This window comes from Bradyrhizobium arachidis, assembly GCF_024758505.1.
Taxonomy (GTDB): Bacteria; Pseudomonadota; Alphaproteobacteria; order Rhizobiales; family Xanthobacteraceae; genus Bradyrhizobium; species Bradyrhizobium manausense_C.
On sequence record NZ_CP077970.1, the window covers coordinates 2,101,423 to 2,127,880 of the forward strand.

Here is a 26,458-nt window from a genome sequence, read left to right on the forward strand (position 1 = left end):
GTGAGACGATGTGCCCGGTTACGCCAAAACATTCAACCGGGCGGATCGCCGCCGCGACCGACCCGGTTGGGTTCTTGCTGGTCTGTTGCTCAGCTCTCGCAGGGGTCCTGACGGAACCCACGCGAGAGACACGAGTGATCATTTGTCCGAAAGGTCTCGGGCGAGCCGACTAGCCCTTGCCCTTCTTCTTTTTCGCCTTCTTGGCCTTCTTCGGCTTCAGCACCGCGAGGCTGGCATCGACGTCCTTCAGCGCCGATTGCAGCTTCTTCTTTTCGGCGGCAAGCAATTTTTGCAGCGCCTTCTTGTCCTTTTCGCTCAGCCCTTTGGGCGTTTTGGTCATACCCATAATAATTCCCCGGGTTTGAAATGAAATATTCGGTGCCAAGTGTAACGCACCATCACTGTTGCGCGCGTTTGTCAAATAATCAAGCTGTAACTTGAGAAGTCACAGCTTTGGCGAGCACAGCCGTCAGGCGGCCCTGCGCTTGAGCAGGCGCGCGAGAGGAATGTCGGACTGAGCGACTCCACTCGCCAGCAGCGCGACGAAGTCGTCCATCCACGCGTCGATCGTTCCGCCGCCGAGCAGGTCGCGCTTGTAGTTGCACGAGCCGGTGATCTCCGTCGGTCGTTCCTTCAGCATCAGCGACAGCCAGGTCTGGTCGACCGGCAGCACGGGTTGGCCTTCGCGCGCGACATTGCCGAACGAGCGCACCGCAATATCAGGCAGATCGATCGGCCGGCGCAGCGGATTTTGCAGTGTGAAATAGACCTGGGTCAGCGCCGCCGGATCGATGCCGGCCTCCTGCAGCCGCTCGGCCAAAAGTTCGAACGGCAGTTCCTGCCGTGCATGGGCCTCCAGCACGCTCTCGCGCACCCGCGCAAAGGCCTGCGCAAAGGATAGTTCCGGTTCTATCCGGGTACGGACGATCACGGTGTTCTCGAACGGGCCGATCACGCGATCGGTGTCGGGCTGCGTGCGATTGGCCATGGCGGTCGCGATGCAGATGTCGCTACGTCCGGTGCGCAACGCAAGCAACGCCTTCAGCCCGGTCATCATCGCCATGAACAGCGTGCCGTTCCGGCTACCCGCGAAAGCGCCGAGCCCCGCGATCAGCTCGTCGGTCAGGCGCAGCGGGTGGGAACCGCTCGGCGGGCCCGCCGGCATCGTTTCGCCGTCGCTTTGGGGGGCGAAAACTGGTGTGGCCCCGCGCAAGCTATCCGTCCATTCGGCGGCCTGGCGGCTCGCGGCCTCGGTACCGCACCACCAGCGCTCCCAGCGGGCGAAATCGGCAAAGGATAGTGGCACCTTTTGCAGCGGCTCCGCGGGCCGGCCGACCAGCGCGGCGTATCGCCTGGAGATCTCGTCAAAGAGGATGCCGAGTGACCAGCCGTCGGCGGCGGCGTGATGGAACGTCAGCAACAGTACGTGGTCATCCGCCTGCAGCCGCAGCAGGCGCGCGCGGAGCAGCGGTGCGCGGCTGGTGTCGATCGGCTCCCAGGCATCCTGCTCGGCCAAGAGCTTGATCTTCTTCAGTTGCAAGGCTTTTAGCCGCTTGTCGGTCGTGCGTCTGCCGCCCCCGATCGGTTCGACGGTCAGAAGCTCGCCGATCTTGCCGGGAGCGGAGGTCCGAAGCGTGGGCGCATCGCCGTTACAGTCGAATGCGCTCCGCAGGCAATCGTGGCGGGCGACGACGTCGTCGAGCGCGCGCCTCAGTGCGGCGACGTCGAGCGGTCCCTGGAGGCGGAGGGTGAAGGGCAGGTTGAACAGCGGCAGCCCTGGCAGATCCCGCTCCATCGTCACCATCTCGGCCTGCGCGATCGACAGCGGCGGCGGACCGCTCTGGACAAGGCGCGGAGTCTCGGCCAGCGGCTTTTGCGTCTGGGTCGCCAGAGCCTCGTCGACCCGCCGTGCCAGTTGCTCGACGGTCGGCGCCTCAAAAATCGTCTTGATCGGCAGCGAGACGCCGAGTGCCCGCGCCACGCGGGCCATGGTCTGCCCCGCCAGCAGCGAATGGCCGCCGAGGTCGAAGAAGTTTTCGGTGACGCCGAGGCGGTCGACCTTCAGCAGGTCGATCCAGATGTCGGAGAGCACCTTCTCGGTGAAGCGGCGCGCCGGCACTGCGGCTTCGGTTGCCGCCGCCTCCATTGGCGCCGGCGCGAGCAGCGCGGCGCGGTCGATCTTGCCATGGGCATTGAGCGGAACGTCGTCCCGGAACAGGAATGCCGAGGGGATGGCATGGCCGGGCAGCCGCGCCTTAAGGGCGTCGCGCAGGGCGCTGGCGCTGATCCGGCTGCCGGCCCTGGCGACGATGTGAGCGATCAGCTTGACGTCGCCATTGCCGTCGCGGCGCGGGTCGACAATGCCGGCGCGCACGTCGGGATGATCGGCGAGCGCGTGCTCGATCTCCTTGATCTCGATGCGGTAGCCGCGGACCTTGACTTGATTGTCGATGCGGCCGAGGCATTCGATTGTTCCGTCCGCGCGCTTGCGTGCGAGATCGCCGGTCCGGTACAGCCGCGCGCCCTCCTGACGCGCGAACGGATCGTGCAGGAAACGCTGCAGCGCCTGCGCGGGATCGTTGATATAGCCGCGGCCGACGCCGGCACCGCCGATGCAGAGCTCGCCGATCACGCCGACCGGCTGCACTTGCAAATGCGCGTCGAGCACATAGAGCTGGGTGTTGGGCAGGGGCGCGCCGACCGGCACGGTGGTCGCAGCGTCAGGCACCGATGTCAGGCGATGCAGCGAGACATCGTCAGAACACTCCGAGGCGCCATAGGCGTTGATCAGCGGCACTTTTGGACAGTGCCGGAACCAGGCGCGGCAGAGATCGACGCTGAGCGGCTCGCCGGTCGAGATCAGGAGCCGCAGTCTTGCAAAGGCGCGGCGGATCGGCGCCTCATTCATCCGCTCGAGCACCACGCGCAGGAGCGAGGGCACGATCTCGAGGACCGTGATGCCCTCGCGTTCGATCTCCGCGGCGAGGAGCAGCGGATCCTGCACGGTCTCGTTGGCGCAGACATGGACGCGGGCGCCGACCATGGGACCGGCCAAAAACTGCCAGACCGAGATGACAAAGCTCTGCGGCGCGCTCTGGGCGATGACGTCGCTGGCGGAAAGGCCGAGTTCGGCGATCAGTGATGCCAGATGATTTGACAGTCCGCGCTGCTCGATCATCACGCCCTTCGGCATCCCCGACGAGCCCGACGTATAGATGACGTAGGCGAGGCTGGACGGCGTGCGGCGCACGGGTTTGGCCGGCTTGCCCGCTTTGGCTTCGATCAGCTCGTCGAGCGTCGCCACCTCGATGCGGGCGGCAAGCGGCGCGAGGAGATCGTCGAGCAGGGCAGCCCTGGCGCGCGAGGACAGCAGCACGCGCGCGCAACTCGATCCGAGCATGGTCGCAATTCGTCCCACCGGCTGGTCGGGATCGAGGCTGACGAAGGCCGCGCCGACCTGCTGCACGGCAATCATCGCGGCGAGCAGGTCGGGTCCGCGATCGGTGAGCAGTGCCACGACCGACTCGGCCCCGACCCCCTTCTGCGCGAGCCATTTTGCAATCGACTGGCTGCGCCGCGCCAGTTCGCGATAGGTCACCGGCACGCCTGCGCCTGACATCGCCACCGCATCCGGCGTTTGTCTCGCCTGTCGCTCAAACCTTTCGGCAAAATTGCCGCGCCGGGTGAAATCGGCGGCAGCACCACTGCCTTCGCTGCGAAGCTGGCGCTGCTCGCCTGATGACAGCAGCGGTAGTCGCGAGATCGGCTGGCCGGGATCGGCGATCGCAGACTTGATGAGGGTTTTGAACTGCGCCGCCATCCCCGCCATCGTCGCGGCATCGAACAGATCGGTCGCGTACTCAAAAAATCCCGAGAAACGGCCGTCGGCTTCGACCAGCTCCAGCGTGATGTCGAAGCGCGCGACCTGCGGGTCGATCTCCAGCCGCCGCGTCGACAAGCCCTGAAAATGCGCAGCCTCGATCGAGGCGTTCTGCAGGATGAACATCACCTGGAACAGCGGATTGCCGTCGCGGCTGCGAGAAACTTGCAGCGCGCGCAGCACCTCCTCGATCGGCAGGTCCTGGTTGCGATAGGCATCCAGCGTGACCTGCCGCACCCGCCGCAGCATCTCGCCAAAGGTCGGATCGCCGGCAAAGTCGTTGCGCAGGATCAGCGTGTTCGCGAACAGCCCGATCAGGCGTTCGGTCTCGATCTGGTTACGGTTGGCGATCAGCGAGCCGGTGGCGACGTCTTCATGCCCGGTATGGCGGAACAGCAGGCACTGGAATGCCCCGAGCAGTGTCATGAAGGGCGTCACGCCCTGGTCTTGGCTCAGCTTGCGGATGCCGGCGGACATCGCCTTTGTGAAATCGAGATAGTGCCGCGCGCCTTGCCCGCTCCAATTCTTCGGCCGCGGCCGGTCGGTGCGCAGCGGCAGCGTGGTGACGCCGTCGAGCTGGCGCCGCCAATAGTCGAGCTGCTCCTTTGCGGCCGGCATTTCGGCCCAGCTCTGTTGCCAGGTGGCAAAGTCGCGATAATGGAAGGTCGGTGCGGGCAGGGCGGTCGCGCTTGATCCACGCGCGCTCGCATAATGCGCGGCGAGCTCTTCCCAAAACAGCTTTTGCGACCAGCCGTCGGTGACGAGGTGGTGGATGTTGACCACCAGCGCGTGATTGTTTGCATCGAAGGCCAGCAGCGTCACCTTCAGCGGCGGCTCGCGAGCGAGATCGAAGCGGTGTTGCGCAAGCTTTTGCGCCTCGCGCCGGACGATCGCGGACCGCTTGTCCGCCGGCGCTGGCCTAAGCTTGATCCGTTCGAAGCGCGGTGCCATCCGGCGTAGGCGTTGCACCGGCTCGCCATGCTGCTCGGTGAAGGTCGAGCGCAGGATATCGTGGCGTGTGCAGATCGCGGCGACGCTCGCCTGCAGCGCCTTGACGTCGAGCTTGCCCGAGAGCAGCGCGACCTCGACGACATTGTAATTGTAGCGGGTCTTGTCGAGCCGTGAGAGCACGTACATGCGCTGCTGCTGGAACGACAGCGGCGCCTCCGCGGCATCCGCGCGGCGCCATTGCGGGGCTGCGACGTCGCCCCGGTGTGCTGCCGTCTCCAGCCGCGCCGCCAGGGCGGTGACCGTCGGGCAGTCAAAAATGTCCTCGAAGGAGAAATCGACGTTGAAGCGCTCGCGCAGCCGCGAGCGCATCTGCGTTGCCGCCAGCGAATCCGCGCCGAGCGCAAACACGTCCTGGTCGATCCCGACCTGCGGCAGCTCCAGCAACTGTGCCCACAGCTCGGCAAGCTGGGTCTCGAGCGCCGAGCGTGGCAGCGCCTCGTCCTTGTCCTCGTGCGCAGGAGAAGCGGCAATCAGCTCAGCCAGCGCATTGCGCTTGACCTTGCCGCTTGCGCCCTTGGGCAGCGCGGCGACGGCGCGCACAACACTCGGCACCTTGTAGGCGGCAAGCCGTTTGCGCGCGAATTGCCGCAAAGCCTCCGACGTCGCCTTCGTCTCAGGCCGCAGCACGACGACGGCCGCGACGTTCTCGCCGAGCTTTTTGTGCGGAACAGCGAACACGCCGGCCTCGAGCACGTCCGGATGGGCGAGCAGCGCCTCTTCCACTTCCAGCGGCGAGATCTTTTGCCCGCCGCGGTTGATGACGTCCTTGATGCGACCGACGATGAAGAGATAGCCGTCGTCGTCGAGATAGCCGAGATCGCCGGTGCGAAACCAGTCGCCGCGGAACGAAGCTCTTGTGGTCTCCTCGTCATTATAGTAGCCGCGCGTCATCGTCGGCCCGCGCAGCATGATTTCGCCATGCTGGCCGCTCGGCAGCATCACCCCATTGGCGTCCATGATCGCGATCTCGGGCCCTGCCGCGCGGCCAACCGATCCGACCTTCCGTCGTTCGACCGGATTGGCCGCGATCTGCGAGGCCGCTTCCGTCATGCCGTAGGTCTCGATGACGGGAACGCCGAACATCGCTTCCAAGCCCTCGAGGATCGCGGGCGCGAGCGAGGACGAGGCCGAGCGGATCACGCGGAAGGGCGATCGCTTTGCGCGATGCGGGTCTTGTTCGGCCGCCGTCAGCAGCGCGCGATGAATGGTCGGCACCGCCGTGTACCAGCTCGGCTGCAAATCCTTCATCCAGTCGAAGAACGAGATCGCATCGAATCCGCTGGTGCAGATCACGCTCGATCCGGCCACAAGCGCAGTGAGAAGGCCGGAGACCAGGCCATGGGCATGGAACAGGGGCAGAACGTTCAGCAAACGGTCCCGCGGCCCGAGCGACAGCACATGACCGGCATTGTGGGCGGATCGGCACACGGCGGCCTGCGTCAGCGGCACCATTTTTGGACGCGCCGCGGTGCCCGACGTCAGCAGGACGAACGCGTCATCCTCGCCGCGCGCGGCGCCACCGGTGGCGGCTGCGCCGATTGACGGGCCCGTGAGCTGATAGCCGCCGAGATCGCCATCCGGACCCGGCACGAAATCGATGACGGCGATGCCCAATGCCTTGGCAGCTTCGCGGCTTGCGCAATTCATCTCGGCGCGCGTGACGAGCGCCTTCAGCTTCAATTCGCTGAAATAGCGCTGCAACTCGTCGGCCGTCAGATCCGGGTTGATAGGGACGCAGGCGGAAGATGCGGCGACCGCAATCAGAGCCAGCGCGGTGTCGGCCCCGCGCGGCAACGCCACCGCGACCCGGTCGGCAGGGGCGATGCCGAGCCCGCGCAGGGTCCGGACGGCCGTCATGGTGCGGTCGCACAAAGCGGCATAGGCGAGGGGCGGCCGGCCGGGCGCCAGGATCGCGGGCGCGCGCGGCGTCGTGCGGGCATGAAATTCCAGCATTTCGCCGATGCATGCGAAGGTGGCCGCCTCTGCGGTTTGACCGGCCGATCCCTCCGGCGATGGGCTTGCTGTGTCCGACAATGCCGTGCCTTTTTGATTTGGTTGAGGTATTCTTCCAAAAATGTATTGAACGCGTCCAGTCCGAGGTGAACACTTGGCCCCCAAAATCTGTGGTTGAGGGCTTACCCCCTTCGACGGAGTGCAGTCGGGCGGAATCACCATGCTGGATAATGAGCCGAGCGCGAGGACTGAAAGCGGCTTGAAGGACTGGCTCGAAAGCATCGGTCTTGGCCAATATGCCGAACTTTTCACCCAGCACCGCGTCGATCTCGACGTCATTCCCGACCTGACCGACGCCGATCTGGTGGAGCTCGGCCTGCCGCTTGGCGATCGCAAGCGTTTGCAGCGCGGCATCGCGACGCTGTTTCAGGCCCCGCCGGCGGAGCCGCCGGCCGTCCCGGTGCGCGCCCAACCGCGGTCCGAGGTCGGCGCCGAACGGCGGCAGCTCACCACCATGTTTTGCGACATGGTGGACTCCACGGGGCTCTCTGCCCAGTTCGATCCCGAAGACGTGCGCGACATGATCGCGAGCTTTCGCGAGACCTGCGTCCGCGTGGTCAAGCATTATGAGGGCTTTGCCGCCCGCTATGTCGGCGACGGCATTTTGGTCTATTTCGGCTATCCGACCGCGCACGAGGATGATGCCGAGCGTGCGGTGCGCGCCGGCCTCGAGATCGTGCGGGTGCTGTCGAGCGCCCGCGCCATCGAGCCGCGCGGAGCACTCAGCCATGCCCCTGCGGTGCGCATCGGCATTGCGACCGGCCTCGTCGTGGTCGGCGATCTCGTTGGTCCCGGCACCGAGGAGCGCGATTCCGCAGTCGGCGAGACCGTCAATCTCGCCGCGCGGCTCCAGGGCCTCGCGCCGTCGAACGGTGTCGTCATCTCCTCCTCGACCCAGGCGCTGTTGAAGGGCAAGTTCGACTATCGCAATCTCGGCGCCCATGCGCTGAAAGGAATCTCCGACAAGGCGCAAGCCTGGCACGTGGTGCGGGCGACCCGGGTCGAGACCCGCTTTGCCGCAGCCATGGGCTCGAAGCTGACGCCGCACGTCAATCGCGAGGAGGAGATCGCGCTCCTGACGGCGCGCTGGCAACAGGCCAAGGAGGGTGATGGCCAGGTCGTCGTGCTGTTTGGCGAGCCCGGCATCGGAAAGTCGCGCATCATCCAGGAGATCTTTGAGCGGCTCGGCGGCGATCGTCACGGGCACGTCTCGTTCCAGTGCTCGCCCTACTACACCTCGACCGCGTTCTATCCCTTCATCGAGCAGTTGAAATTCTCGCTCGGGCTCGATCGCGAGGATGCGTCCGCGCTGTCGCTGTCGAGCCTTGAGGCGGCGGTGGCACAGGCCAATATCGAGGTCGAGCAGGTGACGCCGCTGTTCGCCGCACTGCTGTCGATCCCGACCGGCGACCGCTACCAGCCGCTCGAACTGTCGCCGCAGCAGCAGAAGGACGCGACCGTCTCCGCTTTGGTCAATCACCTGGTCGGGCTTGCCAACGACCAGCCGCTGGTCGCCGTCTTCGAGGATCTGCACTGGATTGACCCGACCTCGCGGGAGGTCATCGACCTCCTCGTGGACAAGGTCCAGGGCAAGCCGATTCTCGTCATCATCACGGCGCGCTCGGAATTCCAGCCGAGCTGGAACGCGCATTCGCACATCACGACGCTGCTGCTGAACCGGCTCAGCCGCCAGCTCCGCGCCACCCTCGTCGAGCGCGTCGCCGGCAGCCGCGAATTGCCGAAGGAGGTGGTCGAGGAGATCATCGTCAAGACCGATGGCGTGCCGCTGTTCGTGGAGGAGCTGACCAAGACCGTCCTCGAGTCCAACCTTTTGACGGAACGGCACGGCCGCTACGTGCTGTCGGGCCCGTGGCGGCAGCTCGCGATCCCCGCGACGCTGACGGATTCGCTGATGGCGCGCCTCGACCGCATGGGACCTTTCAAGAAGATCGCGCAGATCGGCGCTACCATCGGCCGCGAGTTCTCTTACGAGACGCTGCATACCGTCGCCGACGCACCGGCCGACCAGATCGAGGCAGCGCTCAACCATCTGGAGGAGGCGGGACTTATCATCCGCCGCGGCCATCCGCCGGACGCGCTCTACTCCTTCAAGCACGTGATGATTCAGAACGCGGCGCACGAGAGCCTGCTGCACAGCGAGCGGCGCAAGCTGCATTCGCGGATCGCGCAGGTGCTCGCACAGATGTATCCGGAGAAGACCGAGCGCGAGCCCGAGATTCTCGCGCATCATCTGACCGAGTCCGGCCAGAGCGAGCCGGCCGCGAGCTTCTGGCTCAAGGCCGGCAAGCATGCCGCGCGGGCCGGCGCCAATCTGGAGGCCATCGGTCACCTCAGGCGCGGGCTCGGCGTGGTTCAGGCCAACGCCCGCATGCAGGGCGCCGACGAGATGGAGCTCGAGCTGCGCATCGCGCTCGGCAACGCGCTGATCGCTGCCAAAGGCTATGCCGTCCAGGAGGTCGAGGAGAACTACATCCGCGCGCTTGAGCTCGGCCAGCAGCTCGACGACGAGGAGAAGACTTTTGCGGCGACGCGCGGCCTCTGGGTCTGCCATTTCATCCGCGCCGATCTCACCCGCGCGCATGATCTCAGCGTCGAGCTCTTGAAGTTCGCCAAGCGGGAGCGGCTGAACGAACGGGCGCTGCCGGCGCAGCAGACCGGCTACCTGATCGAGGCGCATCGCGCGATCGCGATGACCATGCTCTATCGCGGTCGCTTTGCGGCCTCGCAGCATCACCTGCATCGCTGCATCAATCTCTACAGTCCCGAGCTGCACAGCGACCTGATGGAGCGGCACGGCACCGATCCCGGCGTCGTGTCGCTGTCCTATCTCGGCTATCTCCTGTGGTTCCTCGGCCGTCCCGACGCCGCGCGCCAGCACAGCGAGCAGGCGATCGCCAACGCCGAGAAGATCCGCCATCCCTTCACGCTCGCCTTCGCGCTCGTGTTCGGCGCCTATCTCTGCCAGCATCTGCGCGACGTCGAAGGCACCCGCGATCACGCCAATCGCGCCATGATCATCGCCTCCGAGCACAACTTCCTGCACTGGAAGCAGCAGGCCGCGATCCTGCGCGGCTGGGCGCTGACGCAGCTCGGCGAGATCGACGAGGGACTGAGCCAGATGCGGGTCGGGCTCGACGAATATGAGGCGATGGATTCCTGGCTCGCCGGCTGCTGGTTCAAATGCCTGCTGGCGGAAGCCTATGCCAAGGCGGGCCTGCGCGATGCCGCCCTGCGCGCGCTCGACGGCGCGCTCGCGGTCGCCAGGCGCACCGGCGATCACTCTTATCTCGCCGAAGTCTATCGCCTGCAGGGCGAGATCACGCTCGCCGCGGGCGGCGCGGATTCGCTGCGCGATGCCGAGGATCTGTTCGAACTCTCGCTCGACACTGCCCGCAAGCAGAGCGCACTATCCTGGGAGCTCCGGACCGCGATCAGCCGGGCGCGGTTGTGGCGCGATGCCGGCAAGGGCGAGCAGGCCGCAGGGTTACTGGTGCCGATCGTCGCCCGGTTCAGTGAGGGTTTTCTCACGCCGGATTTGAAGCAGGCCGCGCAATTGCTGGGCGATGTCGAGGCAGGCGATCCCCAGCGCGTTGCCCCCGTGAAATGAGCGAGCTGGCCGCCGCGCGTCAGCGCTATGCCGAGCTGATCGGCAAGCGCGAGCGGATTTCCACGCCCCGGCTGCTTGCAGCGCTCGCGGCGGTGCCGCGTGAAAACTTTCTTGCCAGGGGTCCCTGGCGGATCAAGCGCGAAATGGCGCGCGACTACCGACTGACGCCGGATGCCGACCCGATCCATCTCTATGACGACGTGCTGGTGGCGATCGATGCGCGCCGCAAGCTTGACACCGGGCTGCCGAGTCTGTGGGCGCATTTCATCGACGTGCTCGATATCGGCGCGAAAGCGCGCGTCGTGCAGATCGGCTGCGGTCTTGGCTATTTCTCCGCCGTGCTGTCCGAGATGGTTGGTCCAAAAGGCAACGTAACGGCGATCGAATGCGACGCGAAGCTCGCGAAGCGCGCGGCCGCCAATCTGCGCGCTTGGCGCAATGTCGAGGTCATCGACGGCGACGGCGTCAGCGATATCGGCGGGCCTGCCGACGTGATCATCGTCCATGCCGGCTTCTCTCATCCGCATCCGCGCTGGCTCGACGCGTTGCGTCCGAAGGGGCGCCTCCTGGTGCCGCTGACGCAGCGCGACCGCGAAGGCACCGTGATCAGGATCTTGCGCAAGGGCAGAGGTTTTGAGGCCGACGCCGTCAGGCAGATCCGGATCTTTCCCGGCCAGGGGCGCGGCGCAACCGCGCTCGACGATCGCGTCGCAGATTGGTGGGAACGCGCCTCCGCGCTCGCGCCGCTGCGCTTCCGCAGGCTCGAGCAGGGGCTGCCGTTCGATTGATAGAGCATTCGTCGCCCGGGTGAGCGAAGCGATACCCGGGATAGTCTGCTCCCGCATGTCGCTGACGCTCAGGCAGCGGCCATTTCACAATGTAGAATGAATTCCTCCATTGTGAGATTCCGATTGCGCGGCCAAACCATTGCCACTAAGAGTCTTGGACAGTTGACCAAGAACGCTCTGAGGATGGGATCGCTGCATGTCGCCTGCAAATGGATTCGGCTTGGCCGGCATCATCGGAATGCCCGTCGCTCATTCGCGCTCGCCGACGATTCATAATTTCTGGCTGAACGCGCACGGCATCCGCGGCGTCTACGTGCCGCTCGCCGTTCCACCGGAACGGCTGAAGGAGGCGCTGCCGGGGCTCGCCGCGCTCGGCTTCCGCGGTTGCAACGTCACCATGCCGCACAAGCAGACGGCGATGGCGCTCCTCCACCGCGTCAACGACACCGCGCGCCGCATCGGCGCCGTCAACACCATCGTGGTCGAGGAGGACGGCACGCTCTCCGGCTTCAACAATGACGGCAACGGCTTTGTCCAGAGCCTGCGCGACGCAAGAGTGGATTGGCGCGCGGATGAGGGACCGATCCTGCTGTTAGGGGCCGGCGGTGCCTCGCGCGCTGTCGTCGTGGCGCTCCTGGAGAACGGCGCCTCGCGCATCATGATCGCTAACCGCACGGTCGAGAAGGCCGAGGCGCTGGCGAAGGAGTTCGGCTCCACTGTCAGCACTATCGACTGGGCGGATCGCGCGGCCGCGCTCGCCGACAAGGCCCTGGTCGTGAACTGCACGGATCGCGGCATGGTCGGCAAGCCCGCGCTCGACATCGATCTATCGCGGCTGAACAAGGCCACGATGGTTGCGGACCTCATCTACACGCCGCTGGAAACGCCGTTTCTGGCCGAGGCGCGTGCGCGCGGGTGCATGACCGTGAACGGTCTTGGCCTGCTGCTCAACCAGGCGCGGATCGCCTTCAAGGCCTGGTTCGGCGTCATGCCCGATGTGACGCCCGAGCTCATCACGGCGATCAAGGCGACGTTCTGAGGCCTCGAGGAGCTAGCGACGATGGCCCTGCCGGCGTGCCCAAAAATCGATTGCCATATCCATGCCATCGATCCCGTCCGCTTTCCCTACGCCGACGATACGCCCTATCGCCCGAGCGGGCAGGAGATCGCGCCGGCGGCGCAGCTCCTGCGCGTGTTCGACGCCTTTGACGTCAGGCACGCGCTCGTCGTTGCGACCAACACCGGCTATGGCAGCGACAGCCGCATCCTGCTCGACACGCTCGCGCAGGGCGGCGGCACGCTGAAGGGCGTCGCGGTCGTGGACAATGACGTCGACATCAAGGAGCTGGAGCGGCTCAAGGCGGCCGGTGTCATCGGCGTCGCCTACAATGTGCCGTTCCACGGCGCCGACTATTATAGCAACACCGCAGACCTGCTCGACAAGCTCGAGAATCTCGACCTGTTCCTGCAGGTCCAGGTCGAAAACGACCAGTTGCTCGCGCTCCTGCCGCTGATCGAGAAATCGCGCGTGCGCCTGGTGATTGATCATTGCGGGCGGCCGCAGGTTGCGCAGGGCGTCACGGGAAAAGCCTTCCAGGCGCTGCTCGCGATCGGACGCGAACGCGACGCCCACGTCAAACTGTCCGGCTACTACAAGTTCTCGCAACAGGCCTACCCCTACGAGGATGCCTGGCCTTTCATCGCCGCGCTGGTCGAGGCCTTCACGCTCGACCGCTGCGTCTGGGGCTCGGACTACCCGTTTTTGCGCGCGCCTGAACGGCTCGATTATGGGCCGTTGCTGACGGTGCTGAGCCGGCTGTTTCCGGATCCGGACGACCAGCACCGATTGTTGTGGCGGACGCCGGCGCGACTGCTCGGCTTTTCGAACGACGCCGATCAATCAAGATAAGAAATACCAGGGAGGAATACGTCATGAGGCAATTTCGTTATCTCGGCGGCGTCGCCGTCGTCGCGTCGCTGTGGACCGGCCTCGCGCACGCGCAGACCACCGTCTACATCCCTGACGTCGTCGAGCTGTCCGGGCCCGGTGCCGTGTCCGGCACCAACTGGCGCGATGGCGTGGTGCTCGCGATCGACGAGATCAACGCCTCCGGCGGCATTTTGGGCCGCAAGATCGAGAGCGAGCATCTCGACACCCAGAGCAATCCCGGCATATCGCGCGCCCAGGTCCAGAAAGTCTTGGACAAGGAGCCTTACGTCGTCCTCGGTCCGATCTATTCCGGCTCGGTCAAGGTCAACATGGCGCTGACGCAGGCGGCCGAGGTGCCGCAGATCGTCGGCGCCGAGGCCGCCGACATCACCACGCAGGGCAATCCGTGGGTGTTCCGCACCGCCTTCGGCCAGCAATTCTCGATGCCGAAGATCGCCAATTATCTGCACGACAAGCTCAAGGTGAAGACGGTCGCGCTGGTCTGGGTCAATAACGACTTTGGCAAAGGCGGCCGCGACAATTTTCTGAAGGAGATGAAGGCGCGCAGCATCGACATTGCAGCCGATATCTCAACCGAGCAGGGCCAGGTCGATTTCGGCTCCGACATCATCAAGCTGAAGAGCGCCAAGGCCGACGCCGTCTTCGTCTATACCAATGAAGAGGAGAGCGCGCGCTTCCTGATCGAGGCCAGGCGCCAGAGCCTGTCGACGCCGCTGTTCGGCGAGACGACGCTCTTGAGCCAGAAGGTGGTCGAGCTCGCAGGCCCCGCTGCCAACGGCGTGCGCGGTCACGTTGGCCTCAGCGCCGATGCGCCGGTGCCGGCGATCCAGGAGTTCGCGAAAAAATTCAACGCACGCTACAAATACTGGCCCGACCACAACGGCATCAAGGGCTACACCGCCGTCTATCTCGTCAAGTACGTCACCGAAAAACTCGGCAAGTTCGACCGCAAGGCTTTTGGCGCCGCCATGAAGGGCCTGACGCTGACGCCGGACAAGGCGCCGGGCATGCTGATGGAGGCGAGCTGGGACCAGAACGGCGACATCGACCGCGCGAGCTTTCTGGCCGAGATCGTCGACGGCAAGCAGAAGATCGTCGAGACACTGCCGAAGCTGAAGCCGGGGAAGCCGGAGTGAGCCGAAGCCTGCCCGGCAAGTGATGCGCCGGATGTCCGTAAGCTTAGTTGGCTGTGGACATCCGGCGTCGTTTACGGACGCGCCTCGAGGATGAGGTTGAACGGCGTCTCAGCGGCGCGGCGGAAGCGGGTGAAGCCGCCCTGGCGCGCCACCTCGCGCAGTCTTGCTTCGCCGGCCTGGGCGCCAAGCGCGAGCCCGACCTCCTGGTCCAGCGAGGCCGGCGTGCAGACCATGGTCGATGCGGCGTAGTAGACACGTCCGACCGGGTTCAAATTGTCCTCCAGACGGTCCTTGGCGAACGGCTCGATCAGAAGGCAGGTGCCGTCATCAGCCAGAGTTGAGCGGGTGTGACGGAGCGCGCCAACGGGATCGCCCATGTCATGCAGACAATCGAAGAAGCACACGAGGTCATATCCATGCGCCGGGAAGGTCTTGGCGGAGTGGACGTCGAAATGCACCCGGCCCGACAGTCCGGTGTCGCTTGCCGCCTTGCGGGCGGCCTCGATCGACCCGTCGTGGTAGTCGAACCCGTAGAACGTCGAGTTGGGGAACGCCTCGGCCATCAGCCGCGTCGAGACGCCGTGACCGCAGCCGACGTCGGCAACGTTTGCGCCGTGCTTGAGCTTGTCGACGACGCCGTCGAGCGCCGGCAGCCATTCCTGGACCAGATAGTGCTTGTAGCTAGTGCGGAAGAAGCGCGCCGTCCCGCAGAACAGGCATTCGCTGCGCTTGTTCCAGCCCACACCCTTGCCGGTCTTGAAGGCGTCCGCGATCTTGGGTTCGTCGAGGAACGTTGCCGAGACCAGGCTGCCGACGGCGCCAAGGAAAACCGGGCTGTCCTCGTCGGCCAGCGCCAGGATCTGCTCCGGCAGCATCGAGAATTTGCCGGATGCGCTGTCGTATTCGATATAGCCGGATGCCGCCTGTGCCGACAGCCATTCACGGATGTAGCGTTCGGCTGTGCCGGTCGCCCTGGCCAGGGCGGCGGAATCCATCGGGCCGCCTTGCGCAAGAGCCTTGTAGAGGCCGAGCTTGTCGCCGAGCAGCATCAGCGATGCGTTCATCGCTGCGCCCACATCGCCGATCATCTTTCCCATGAATGAATTGAGGCGGTCTTCGTTGACTTCCATGACGTACCTCCATTGTGTTCGGGTTGAACTTGAGGACTTCGCGCACGGACGGTCGCAGCTTACCACGCGCTATCTATCGGGATGCATCACAAACCTGCAAAGCAAGTGATCGAGCGAGATGCGGCCCGGTCCATAGGCCATGATGCCGAGCGCCATCGCGGCCCAGGTGATGTGAACCGGCCAGCCGTCCGGCACCGTGAGCTCGACGATCGCAGTCATGAACAGGAGGCCGAGCGCAGCGAAGCGTGTGCCGAGGCCGAGGATCAGCAGGATCGGGAACATGATCTCGCCGCATCCTGACAGGAAAGCCATCAACGTCGGCACCGGGTAGTGATAGGGGCCGCCAGGCAGATGCAGCATGAACTCGTCGGTGAACAGCGTCACCGCGGTGTCGCTCAGCTTGAAGACCCCGGTCCATTTGAGGATGCCGGAGCGCCAGAACGGCACGGCGAGTGCCAGGCGCAGCACAAGTTGCACCATCGACGGCGTCGCAATCGTCTGGACCAGATGATTGGCCTTGTCCACGAGAGCGCCGAACGAGGGTAGGGGGCCTGCGGTCGCAATGCGTTGTTCCGAGATCATCTTGCGTCTCCAGACGTCAGCGATGTGATGGCGCCCGCCTTGAACAGGCCGGCGATGTTGGTGGCGAGATCGAAACTGGGTGAGTCGTCCAGTGCCGCCGCGGCAGCTTCCGCCAGCATGCATCCCGAGATCAGGCAGGTCAGGAACATCGCCCCGCCCGGCGGCAACAGTTGCACCACGACATCGGCGTCCGGCCGCGTGATCAGCGCATCCTCCGGCACCGATGCGTCGATGGAGCCTGCGGTCTCTATGCCGCGGTTGGCTGCAAAGATCGTCACCGCTGCGAAGGACGACCGCACCACGCGCGTTGCCGGATGCACGGTGAAGACGAGACTGGTCAGGCGATCCGGCGCAACCGTAGCTAGCGCGGTCGGCGACAGCGGCATGCTGTCCGCGGCGTGATAGGCATCGAGCCAGGCTCGCTCGATCCGCGCAACGTCTGCGAGCCAGGGCAGCGATCGCGCATGTTCATAGCGGGCGATGAAGCCGGGAAAATCGCGGCCGTACTCGAACAGCAGCGGCGACGTTGGCGGCGCCTCGCGGATATGGAAGCGCGCCATGGCGCGGAAGAAATCCGCACCCGTCAGGCGCTGCACCGCCGGGTAGATCGCAGCGAGCGCGTCGATCAGGCTCACCGTGACGTTGTTGCGATAGACGTTGTAGCATTTTGCGGCCGACTTGCCGCGCGGCCCGGTCACGATGCCGGGAACCTGGCTGACGGGATCGAGCAAGGCCGGCGCGAAGGCCGCCGCGTAGGAGGCATGCGGTTCAGGCTGCATGACGCATCCTCCGGACGTGACGATCGAGGATCGCCTGTGCCGCCGCGGCCTCGGCCTTCAGCACCGGCCAATCTGGGATGTTGCTGTCCCATTCGATTAGCGTCGGAACGGGGCCGCGGCGCGCGATGACGATCTCGAACAGTTTCCAGACGGCATCCGCGACTGGGCCATCATGGCTGTCGATCAACAGCTTCTCGCCGTCGCCATCGCTCTGCTCGGTGTGGCCGGCGAGATGGATCTGGCCGACATCAGCCAGCGGGAAGTCGGCGAGGTATTGCAGCGCCGAGAACCCGTGATTGGCCGCGGAGACGAAGACGTTGTTGATGTCGAGCAACAGGCGGCAGCCGGTCCGCTCGGCGACAGTGCGGATGAAGTCGGTCTCGCACATCGTGGACTCGCGGAACGCTACATAGGTCGAGGGGTTTTCCAGCAGGATCGGCCGGCGGATCGCCTCCTGCACCTCGTCGATGTGATCGCAGACGCGCGCGAGCGTCACCTTGGTGTAGGGCAGCGGCAGAAGATCGTTGAAGAAGCTGGTCTCGTGCGTCGACCAGGCTAGGTGCTCGGACACCAGTGCCGGCTGATAGCGCGCGACGAGGCCGCGGAAGCGCGCCAGATGCGCGCGGTCGAGCGGGGCAGGTCCCCCGATCGACATGCAGACGCCGTGTAGCGAGAGCGGATGATCGCGGCGCAATCGTTCCAGCATCCGATGCGGCGGTCCGCCCGCGCCCATGTAGTTCTCGGCATGAACCTCGAAGAAGCCACGCTGCGGACCTTCTTCGAGAATTGCGGTGAGATGCTCGGGCTTGAAGCTCGTCCCGGCGACACCGCCGACAGGAAACGAAAAGCGGAGGGGAATGGCCGCAGACGTCCGGGGCCAGATCGCTGCGTCCATGTCGCTCCTCCGCGCTTGCTGTTGCGATGCGGCGTTCGCCTTAGACCGGCTTCAGCGAGCCCTTCTTGCCGCCGGGCAGCTCGATGTTGGTGCAGGTGCCGCCCTGGACGAACTTCCACGCGTTGCCCTGGAAATCGACGGTCGAGGTGCCCTGGCAGGTGGTGCCCGGTCCGGCCGCGCAATCGTTCTGGCCCTTCAGCGCGACGCCAAAGCATTTCTCCTTCTTGGCGGCGACGGCGGCTTCTGCCTCGGCCTTGGTCAGGGGGCCGGCGACGGCCAGGGTTGCGAGCGCGGTCGAGACGGCGCCGGCGAGGACGAGCGAGCTGATGGTGGTTTTGGCAGACATGAGATTTCTCCTCTTGGATGGGGCGATGGGCCCACTGTCTCGTTCGTCCCCGCCGCAGCCGCCGTTACCGGATAAACCGCTCACGAGTTGGTGAGACCGTTGGGTGACGCGCACGACGCCGTGCGCTTGGGGCCGGATTAGCTGATAGCCGGGGCGATAATTCCAATGCCTTGTCCCTATGGAGACGTTAGCCGGCGGGCATTGGCCTCAGGCTTGGGTCCTTGCGAGACGTAACGAACGGCTGCGAGCCTGCGTAAGGAGGTACCAGTCGGCCCCGCCAACCCGTCGGATCAAGCCATGAATGCCAACCCCGGACGCGCGACATCAGGCCCGGCCCTGCGGCGGTTGACGGTCAGCATCCGCCTTGCGGTCTCCGCGCTGGTCCTGATCGCGATCCTTTTGACCGCGGCACTGTCCAGCCTTCTGTGGTGGCGCACGGCGGAGGCGACAAGCCGGCAACTCGCCTCGACCATCAACGAGCAGATCGTTGCCGCCGTCCGCAAGGAGGTCGCCGCGATCGTCGACGAAGCGCGCGCGGCGCACACTGCCATCCGCACCCTGTTCCTGCAAAACGTGCTCGACACCCGCGAAGCCGACAAGCGCGAATTCGTGTTCCTGTCGCAACTGCAATCGCAGGCCACGATCTCCTGGGTCGCGTTCGGCTGGCCGGATGGTGCGTTCTTCGCGGCCCACAAGCTCGGCGACCGCCGCATGGAGATGATGGAGATCTCGCTCACCGATCATGCCGGCGAGCGTCGCGTCGACGAATATGACGTGCTGCCCGGCGACATCGAATTCGCCAACCGCCGCTTCGATCCGACCGATTTTCACGTTGCTGACCGCCTTTGGTTCAAGACCGGCATCAAGGCCGAGGAGCCCGAATGGTTCAAGGTGACGGACCATCCGATCGGGGAACGCCCGTCGATCGCCTTCGCTGGTCCCATCGACGTCTATCAGGAGCGGCAGGGCGTCCTCGCCATCATCATCGAATATACCCGCCTGGCGCGCTTCCTCGCCCAGCTCGAGGTCGGGCGCACCGGAACGGCCTTCATCTTCGACGGCAGCGGCGAGCTCGTCGCGGCGCCCGACAAGGAGGCCGACGAGCTGCACCCCGCGCGCGGCGATCAGACGCTGCTACCGCTGGCGAAAATGGCGCTGGCCAAGGCGGGGACCAATGGCGAGGCCTGGCGCAGCCGGCTCACCTCCGGCGGCGAGGCCTATGAAGTCGCGCTCACACCGCTGTCGTTTCCCGGCTGGCGGCTTGCGACGGTCATTCCCGAGGCCGAGTTTCTCGGCCCCGTCGAGACCACGCTGCGGCGCCTGATCATCGGCCTCGCCATCGGCGCAGTGCTTGCGGCGCTGGCGTCTGCGCTGCTCGCGCGCACGGTGATCGCCACACCGCTCTCTCGCGTCGTCGGCGAGATCCGCCATGTCGAGACCTTTGCGCTGGAGCAGGTGCGTCGTCATCCCTCGCGCCTGAAAGAGATCGCGAGCCTGTCGGGCGCCATCGCCGAGATGGCGGCGGGCCTCTCCGCGTTCCGGAAATTCATCCCGGCCGATCTCGTCCGCGCGCTGCTGCGCCAGGGCGTCGAGGCAAAGCCGGGCGGTGCGATCCAGGAATTGAGCGTGATGTTCGTCGACGTCGCCGGCTTCACCGGCCTCTCCGAGCGCATGGGCGACCGTGTCGTGCCGCTGCTGTCGCGCTATCTCGACCTCGCCTCGGAGGTCGTCGTCGCCAATGGCGGCACCATCGACAAGTTCATCGGCGACGCCGTGATGGCGTTTTGGGGCGCACCGCAGGCCCAAGCCGATCATGCCGCGCGCTGTTGCCGCGCCGCGCTCGGCATTGCGCGCGCCATCGCCGACTCCGGCCTCGTCGACGACCTCGGCCATCCCCTCAAGATTCGCATCGGCATCAATTCCGGCCGCATGCTGGTCGGCAATATCGGGTCCGAGCTGCGGCTCAACTACACCGTGATCGGCGACGCCGTGAACGTGGCGAGCCGCCTGGAGAGCGCCAACAAGAGCTATGGTACGCAAATCCTGATCGGCGAGGCCACCGAGCGCGCCGCGCGCGGCGCCATCGTCACGCGCGAAATCGACAGCATCGCGGTCTACGGCCGCGAGGAGGGCATCGCCGTCCATGAACTGATCGGCCTTGCCGGCGAAGCAGGCGCCGAGCGCGACGCAGCAAGCTGGATTGCGCGTTATGAGCAGGGCCTGGCGCGGTATCGCGCGCGCGATTTCGAAGCTGGGATCACCGACTTTGCTGCGGTGCTGGAGGCGCGCGCCGATGACCGCCCGGCCGCCCTCATGCGCGACCGTTGCAGTGACTTGTTGCAGCACGGCATCGACGCCACATGGCGGCCGGTTGCCGCACTCACCTCGAAATAGGCCGCGGGCATTGCGATCACGCCGGTGCTCGCGCATAGTTTATCGGATTTGACCGACGATGTCGTCGCAGTCGGCCTGCGCGGCGAGCAGGACGCGCCGAGCGATGGTATGATTCTCTTGTACGTTGCCCTTAAATTCCATTGAGCCGTTTGGAGTTCGTTTCGGAGATTTTTCATGAAGCGATGGGGTCGGCGTCTCGGACAGGGCGCGCTGCTGCTCGCGACCTGGGGCGTGATCTTCGAGGTCGGCCTGCGGCTCCAGCAATATTTCGGTCCGCTCGACGATCTCGAAATGGAGAGCGTGAGTCTCAATTGGGAATCCGACGTCCTCAATCACAAGCCGGCACCGGAAAAGCAGAACCTGTGCGTCTACGGCGATCTCACCGGCTTCAGCTATGACAGACAATTTGATGCGAATGGCATCAGGGTCATCGACGACAAGGCGTTGCTGGCCGGGTGCCGCAAACCTATGTCGGTCCTGTTCATGGGCGATTCCTTCATGGAGGGCTATGACGACGAGAACACGCTGCCCTACCAGGTCGCAAAATATTTCCGGAAGGAGCGCGACATCTGCCTGAAGACCCACAACGCCGGCTACACGTCCTATTCGCCGTCCATCTTCATCCCGCAGGCCAAGAAGCTGCTGCCGATCGTGCGCCCCGACTATATCGTGGTCGATGTCGACGAGACCGACCTCTATGACGACTTCGCGCGCTATCGCAAACTGATCGTCCGCAACGAGCGCGGCCAGAATGTCGGCGTCAAGGCCTCGCCGATCGGACACGCATGCAGTGTCGGCCTGATGGAGGCGCGTGCGCATCCGCTGTATCTCCAGCGGTTTGCGGCGAAGGCGTGGCTGTCGCTTGTCCACATGCCCGCGGTGACCAAAAAATACCGGTCGGACGACGATCTCGCCTTGTTCGGCTATTCGAGCGACCAAGGTACGAATCTCGAGCAGAAATACGCAGTGCCGCTTGCGACGTTCCGGCACAACCTTCAGGAACTGGCCGACATATTGAAGGGCTACACCGGCGACGGCAGCCGGGTGTTGTTCATCTTCCATCCGCATCTCGAGAATCTGCAACCGGATGCCGACGGCCGCGTCTGGAACGATCTCGTCTCCTCCACGGTGCGCGCGATGTGCGCCGACAACGGCTTTCTGTTCTTCAATGCGACTGCGACACTGAAGCAGCGGTTCGGCGGCAAGCCGGAGGAGTATTATTGGCCGGGTGACATGCACTTCAGCTTCGAGGGCCTGGAGGAATACTCGAGCGCGGTCGCCGCTTTCATGGCATCGGAGATGATCAAGCCGCACGATTGAACCGGCCGTCGCGTGCGACGGCCTGACAGGGAACCAAGAGCCTGACCGTCATTTATCCCGGCTTGATGTCGGGGTATTCACCTTCCGGGGTCGACATGAATGGAGCACGACAATGCGAACGACACTGCGAACGACACTGCTGGCGGTACTGATCCTTCTGGGAGCCGCGTCCGCTGCAAGGGCGGAGATTGATTACCCCTGGTGCGTCTATGGCGGACAGCTCGGCGCCGCCGGCGACTGCATGTACTCGACCAGGGAGCAATGCCTGGCATCGGCCTCCGGCCGATCGAATGTCTATTGCGATATCAACCGGCGCCTGAAGTTCCAGCAGCAGGCTGTGCCTCAGGGCAGGAGCAAGCAGCAGGTCCGCTGATTCGCGCGGGCGATTGTGTGCGATGTCGCGGGTTGAGCAGCAAAACTGCTCAGCCCGAAACCCTCGAGCGCTGCATGATCGCGTCGGTGCAGCCCGAGGCCTTGAACATCTCGTAACGGTGGCGACAGATCAGCTCGAGATCGGCCGCACATCCCCGTCGATGCGTCGCGATTCCACCTGCGGACGACGTCGCTTTCACAGGTCATCCGCCATCCTGTTGAATCCTGCGATGCTGCGACCCGGATGGCACCGGCCGCTGCCGATTGCTCAATTGGCCCCCCCCTAAACGTTCAGTAAATCGAATTAATAAACATACGGTTGGCGGTTGATGCCGCTGCTCGTGTACTGGCCGCCGCGCTCGCCAGATGTGCGATGCACAAGAATAGCAGCGCGTACGCAGCCTAAAGAATCTTTGCGCGGCCACCGAAAATCCCGCTTGACGATCCCCAAAATTCAGTAATACGTTTAGTACTACAAGAAAACTAAACATCACGCATCGAGCCGATGTGTGGGAGGAGCCCAAAACCCGTCCGGGGATCAGCTTTCCCGGCGCCGGTCTGTCTCGTTCTCCACCCATCGCTCCTCGAACTCGGTTTCAGGGTCTTGGCGTCGCTCCAAAAAAATGGGCGCGCGCCTGCGGGTCAGGTGTCTCAACGAGAGAGGAAACAGATATGCGAAGATTCAAATGGTTGAACGGCTCGGCGGCGTCGGCGGTCCTCGGGGCTGCGCTGCTGGGACTATTCGGTGGCGGACAGGCGGCAGCCCAGAGCAAGCAGCTCACGCTGTGCTGGGCGGCATGGGACCCGGCCAATGCCCTGGTCGAACTGGGCAAGGACTTCACCAAGCAATCCGGCATCGAGATGAAATACGAGTTCGTCCCCTGGACGAGCTATGCCGATCGCTTCCTCAACGAGCTCAACTCCCACGGCAAGCTCTGCGACCTCATCATCGGCGACAGCCAGTGGATCGGCGGCGCCGCCGAGAACAAATGGTACGTCAAGCTGAACGACTTCTTCGCCAAGGAGAAGATCTCGATGGACGATTTCGTCCCGGCGACGGTCGTCGGCTACTCGCAGTGGCCGAAGGGATCGCCGAACTACTGGGCGCTGCCGGCGATGGCCGATGCGGTGGGCTGGACCTATCGCAAGGACTGGTTCTCGCGGCCCGAAATCCAGTCGGCCTTCAAGGCCAAGTACGGCCGCGACCTGGCGCCGCCGAAAACCTATGACGAGCTGAAGCAGGTCGCGGAATTTTTCCAGGGCCGCGAAATCGATGGCAAGAAAGTCTACGGCGCCTACATCTTCACCGAGCGCGGCTCCGAAGGCATCACCATGGGCGTGACCAACGTGCTCTACAATTACGGCTTCAGCTACGACAATCCGAAGAAGCCGTACCAGATGCAGGGCGTCGTCAACTCGGCCGACGCAGCCAAGGGGCTCGAGTTCTACAAGGAGCTCTACAAGTGCTGCACGGCTCCGGGCATGACCAATGCCTACATGCAGGAAGGGCTCGACGCCTTCAAGTCCGGCCAGGTGGCGATGCAGATGAACTGGTTCGCCTTCTTCCCCGGCCTCTACAAGGACCCGAATGTCGGCGGCGACAAGATCGGCTTCTTCGTCAATCCGGCCGGCCCGAACGGACACTTCACCCAGCTCGGCGGGCAGGGCATCTCGGTCGTTGCGACCTCCGAGCGCAAGGACGACGCGCTCGCCTACATCAAATGGTTCGCGCAGCCCGCCGTGCAGCAGAAATGGTGGCAGCTCGGCGGCTACTCGGCGCTGAAGGCGGTGGTCGATGCGCCCGACTTCCCGAAGAGCGCGGCGTTTGCCCCGCAATTCCTGGAGTCGATGGGCATCGTCAAGGACTTCTGGGCCGAGCCGTCCTACGCGCAACTGCTGCTCGACATGCAGAAGCGTGTGCATGACTACGTCGTGGCCGACAAGGGCACGTCGCAGCAGGCGCTCGACCTCCTGGTCAAGGACTGGACCAAGGTCTTCAAGGAGCAGGGCAAGCAGGTCGCCTCGCAGTAAACACTCGAACTTCATCAACCGAACTGGTTTCCCCGGGCTCGCCTCGGGGAGACCGCCCCAGCAAGCCGATGGACAAGATGACCACCATCTCTCAACCCGATGATGCTACGATCGCCGGCATGAGCGAGCCCACGAGATCTCGCGCCACGCGCCGCGTCCGCGGCTTGTCGGACCGGACCATCGCATGGCTGTTCGTCGCGCCGACCATCGCGCTGCTGCTCGCCATTAACATCTTCCCGCTGATCTGGATGATCCGGCTGTCCTTCACCAGCCTCAACCTCAGCATGTCCTATCTGCCGCTGCGGTTCGTCGGGCTGGACAATTTCACCGACATCCTCAGCGACGAGGACGTCTGGTTCCGGCTGCAGACCACGGCGCAGTTCGTGATCTCGTCGGTGACGCTCCAGGTCATCATCGGCTTTGGCCTCGCGCTCCTGATCAACCGCCAGTTCCGCGGTCACAGCTTCTGGACTACGATCATCCTGCTGCCGATGATGCTGTCGCCGGCGGTGGTCGGCAACTTCTGGACGCTGCTGCTCCAGCCGCAGATCGGCCCGTTCAACTATCTGATCAGCCTGTTCACCGGCGTGCCGCCGAGCTCGTTCAGCATGACCGGGCAGGTCGCGCTCGCGCCCTGGACCATCGTGCTGGTCGATACCTGGATGTGGGCGCCCTACGTCATGCTGATCTGCCTCGCCGGGCTGCGCTCCATTCCCGACTACATCTACGAGGCCGCTGAAGTCGATCGCGCCTCGGCTTGGCGGCAATTCTGGTCGATCACGCTGCCGATGGCGGTGCCCTTCCTGATGCTTGCGGTGCTGTTCCGCGCCATCGAGAATTTCAAGATGTTCGACATGGTCAATCTGCTGACGTCAGGTGGGCCGGGGTCGACCACCGAGCTGGTGTCGATCACGCTCAAGCGCGCCGCGTTCGAGAAATGGCGCACCGGCTATTCCAGCGCGCTCGCCATCATTTTGTTCGTGACCGTGTTCGGGGCGGCCAACATCTACGTCAAAGCGCTCAACAAGGTGAAGCAACGATGACATCAGCCGTCGCCAAATCCACCGCGCACTCCATCGTCGAAGCCTCGCCGCGTTCGAAGGCGGTCGCCAGCGCTCTCGTCATCCTCTACGCCGTGATCACGATCCTGCCGCTGCTCTGGATTGTCGCCACCGCCTTCAAGTCGCAGAGTGACGCCATTGCCTATCCGCCAAAGGTGATCTTTGAGCCGACGCTCGAAGGGTATGTGAACCTGTTCACGGTGCGTACCCGCCAGACACCGGACTTCATCGCAAAGCTGCCGCCGCCGGAGACCTGGTACGACAAGCTGGTGCGCGAGCGCGACATGGTCATCGCCGGTCCGTCGAAGGTGGTGCCGCGCTTCGTCAACTCGCTGATCATCGGTTTCGGCTCGACGTTCCTCGCCGTCTTCCTCGGCACGCTGGCTGCCTACGCCTTCTCGCGCTTCCGCATTCCCTTGGCCGACGATCTCCTTTTCTTCATCCTCTCGACGCGCATGATGCCGCCGGTCGCGGTCGCGATCCCGATCTATCTGATGTACCGGCAGCTCAACCTGACCGACACCAGGCTCGGCATGATCCTGCTCTACACCGCCGTCAACGTCTCGCTCGCGGTCTGGCTGCTCAAGGGCTTTATCGACGAGATCCCGCGCGAGTATGAGGAGGCGGCGCTGGTCGACGGCTATACGCGGCTCCAGGCCCTGCGCAAGGTGGTATTGCCGCAGGCCGTCACGGGGATCGCTGCGACCGCGATCTTCTGCCTGATCTTCTCGTGGAACGAATATGCGTTCGCGGTCCTGCTGACTAGCGGTGAAGCGCAGACCATGCCGCCCTTCATCCCCTTCATCATCGGCGAAGGCGGGCAGGATTGGCCGGCCGTTGCAGCTGCGACCACGCTGTTCGTCGTCCCGATCGTCCTGTTCACCGTGCTGTTGCGCAAGCATCTGTTGCGCGGCATCACCTTCGGAGCGGTGCGCAAATGAGCACGTCAGCAATTGCAAAGCATGGCATCTCCCGCTGGTTCCGTCGCGGACCCTGGGAGGCCGGTGCGATGACCCTGATCGGCGGCGGCATCATCATGCTGGTGCAGCCCGTCTCGATCGATCTCTACAGTTATTCCTTCGTGACGATCCTCGCCGGCACGGTCGGCTACGTCATCGTCAGCCATTTTCCGGAGTAGGGC

19 protein-coding genes are annotated in these 26,458 nt (G+C 64.6%); 12 read left to right on the forward strand and 7 right to left on the reverse strand.

All coding sequences use genetic code 11. The features are described from left to right. Positions 1 to 169 precede the first annotated feature (169 nt). Both KUF59_RS09355 and KUF59_RS09360 read right to left on the reverse strand, forming a co-directional pair. Complete coding sequence (locus tag KUF59_RS09355; protein ID WP_212462391.1) at positions 170 to 346, reverse strand: hypothetical protein; 177 nt, start codon at positions 344 to 346, stop codon at positions 170 to 172. 123 nt (positions 347 to 469) lie between these two features. Continuing rightward, on the reverse strand, positions 470 to 6,925 hold the full coding sequence (locus KUF59_RS09360; RefSeq protein ID WP_408918089.1) for an amino acid adenylation domain-containing protein: 6,456 nt from the start codon (positions 6,923 to 6,925) through the stop codon (positions 470 to 472). 139 nt (positions 6,926 to 7,064) lie between these two features. On the opposite strand from KUF59_RS09360, the gene KUF59_RS09365 reads away from it, so the two are divergent. From KUF59_RS09365 to KUF59_RS09385, 5 genes are all read left to right on the forward strand, one after another. After that, on the forward strand, positions 7,065 to 10,532 hold the full coding sequence (locus KUF59_RS09365; protein ID WP_212462389.1) for an ATP-binding protein: 3,468 nt from the start codon (positions 7,065 to 7,067) through the stop codon (positions 10,530 to 10,532). Beyond that, positions 10,529 to 11,320 carry a protein-L-isoaspartate O-methyltransferase family protein gene (locus KUF59_RS09370; protein WP_212462388.1) on the forward strand — a complete coding sequence of 264 codons (792 nt, stop codon included), beginning with the start codon at positions 10,529 to 10,531 and terminating at the stop codon, positions 11,318 to 11,320. The genes KUF59_RS09365 and KUF59_RS09370 overlap by 4 nt, the downstream gene beginning before the upstream one ends. Positions 11,321 to 11,516: 196 nt before the next feature. After that, entirely contained in the window at positions 11,517 to 12,359 is an 843-nt protein-coding gene (locus KUF59_RS09375; RefSeq protein WP_212462387.1) for a shikimate dehydrogenase, read from the forward strand. A gap of 21 nt (positions 12,360 to 12,380) precedes the next feature. Further along, positions 12,381 to 13,229: an amidohydrolase family protein gene (locus KUF59_RS09380; protein ID WP_212462386.1), complete on the forward strand. Its 849-nt coding sequence runs from the start codon at positions 12,381 to 12,383 to the stop codon at positions 13,227 to 13,229. Positions 13,230 to 13,252: 23 nt separating this feature from the next. Continuing rightward, the gene (locus KUF59_RS09385) at positions 13,253 to 14,407 is read left to right on the forward strand and encodes an ABC transporter substrate-binding protein (RefSeq protein WP_212462385.1); all 1,155 of its coding nucleotides are present in this window, start codon (positions 13,253 to 13,255) and stop codon (positions 14,405 to 14,407) included. Positions 14,408 to 14,478: 71 nt separating this feature from the next. Here KUF59_RS09385 and KUF59_RS09390 read toward each other — a convergent pair whose 3' ends face one another. The 5 genes from KUF59_RS09390 to KUF59_RS09410 all read right to left on the reverse strand — a co-directional run bounded on the left by KUF59_RS09390 (position 14,479) and on the right by KUF59_RS09410 (position 18,139). Next, on the reverse strand, positions 14,479 to 15,537 hold the full coding sequence (locus KUF59_RS09390; RefSeq protein WP_212462384.1) for a class I SAM-dependent methyltransferase: 1,059 nt from the start codon (positions 15,535 to 15,537) through the stop codon (positions 14,479 to 14,481). Positions 15,538 to 15,606: 69 nt separating this feature from the next. Beyond that, positions 15,607 to 16,119, reverse strand: coding sequence for a DoxX family protein (locus tag KUF59_RS09395; protein ID WP_212462383.1), 513 nt, complete (start codon positions 16,117 to 16,119; stop codon positions 15,607 to 15,609). Further along, on the reverse strand, positions 16,116 to 16,898 hold the full coding sequence (locus KUF59_RS09400) for an HvfC/BufC N-terminal domain-containing protein (protein ID WP_212462382.1): 783 nt from the start codon (positions 16,896 to 16,898) through the stop codon (positions 16,116 to 16,118). The genes KUF59_RS09395 and KUF59_RS09400 overlap by 4 nt, the downstream gene beginning before the upstream one ends. Then, positions 16,888 to 17,793, reverse strand: a complete 906-nt coding sequence (gene bufB / locus KUF59_RS09405; RefSeq protein ID WP_212462381.1) for an MNIO family bufferin maturase — start codon at positions 17,791 to 17,793, stop codon at positions 16,888 to 16,890. The genes KUF59_RS09400 and bufB overlap by 11 nt, the downstream gene beginning before the upstream one ends. A gap of 40 nt (positions 17,794 to 17,833) precedes the next feature. Further along, entirely contained in the window at positions 17,834 to 18,139 is a 306-nt protein-coding gene (locus KUF59_RS09410) for a BufA1 family periplasmic bufferin-type metallophore (RefSeq protein ID WP_212462380.1), read from the reverse strand. Between the two features lie 297 nt (positions 18,140 to 18,436). On the opposite strand from KUF59_RS09410, the gene KUF59_RS09415 reads away from it, so the two are divergent. From KUF59_RS09415 to KUF59_RS09445, 7 genes are all read left to right on the forward strand, one after another. Beyond that, a complete protein-coding gene (locus KUF59_RS09415; RefSeq protein WP_212462379.1) occupies positions 18,437 to 20,533 on the forward strand; it encodes an adenylate/guanylate cyclase domain-containing protein in 2,097 nt (698 codons plus the stop codon). A 174-nt stretch (positions 20,534 to 20,707) separates the two neighbouring features. Then, positions 20,708 to 21,853, forward strand: a complete 1,146-nt coding sequence (locus KUF59_RS09420; protein WP_212462378.1) for an SGNH/GDSL hydrolase family protein — start codon at positions 20,708 to 20,710, stop codon at positions 21,851 to 21,853. Positions 21,854 to 21,965: 112 nt separating this feature from the next. Next, positions 21,966 to 22,226 (forward strand): DUF3551 domain-containing protein, encoded by a 261-nt coding sequence (locus KUF59_RS09425; protein WP_212462377.1) that lies wholly within the window; start codon positions 21,966 to 21,968, stop codon positions 22,224 to 22,226. 671 nt (positions 22,227 to 22,897) lie between these two features. Further along, the gene (locus tag KUF59_RS09430) at positions 22,898 to 24,256 is read left to right on the forward strand and encodes an ABC transporter substrate-binding protein (protein WP_212462376.1); all 1,359 of its coding nucleotides are present in this window, start codon (positions 22,898 to 22,900) and stop codon (positions 24,254 to 24,256) included. A gap of 68 nt (positions 24,257 to 24,324) precedes the next feature. Next, positions 24,325 to 25,299 (forward strand): carbohydrate ABC transporter permease, encoded by a 975-nt coding sequence (locus KUF59_RS09435; RefSeq protein ID WP_212462375.1) that lies wholly within the window; start codon positions 24,325 to 24,327, stop codon positions 25,297 to 25,299. Then, positions 25,296 to 26,258: a carbohydrate ABC transporter permease gene (locus KUF59_RS09440; protein ID WP_212462374.1), complete on the forward strand. Its 963-nt coding sequence runs from the start codon at positions 25,296 to 25,298 to the stop codon at positions 26,256 to 26,258. Before KUF59_RS09435 ends, KUF59_RS09440 begins: the two co-directional genes overlap by 4 nt. After that, positions 26,255 to 26,455, forward strand: a complete 201-nt coding sequence (locus KUF59_RS09445; protein WP_212462373.1) for a hypothetical protein — start codon at positions 26,255 to 26,257, stop codon at positions 26,453 to 26,455. The genes KUF59_RS09440 and KUF59_RS09445 overlap by 4 nt, the downstream gene beginning before the upstream one ends. Positions 26,456 to 26,458 lie beyond the last annotated feature (3 nt).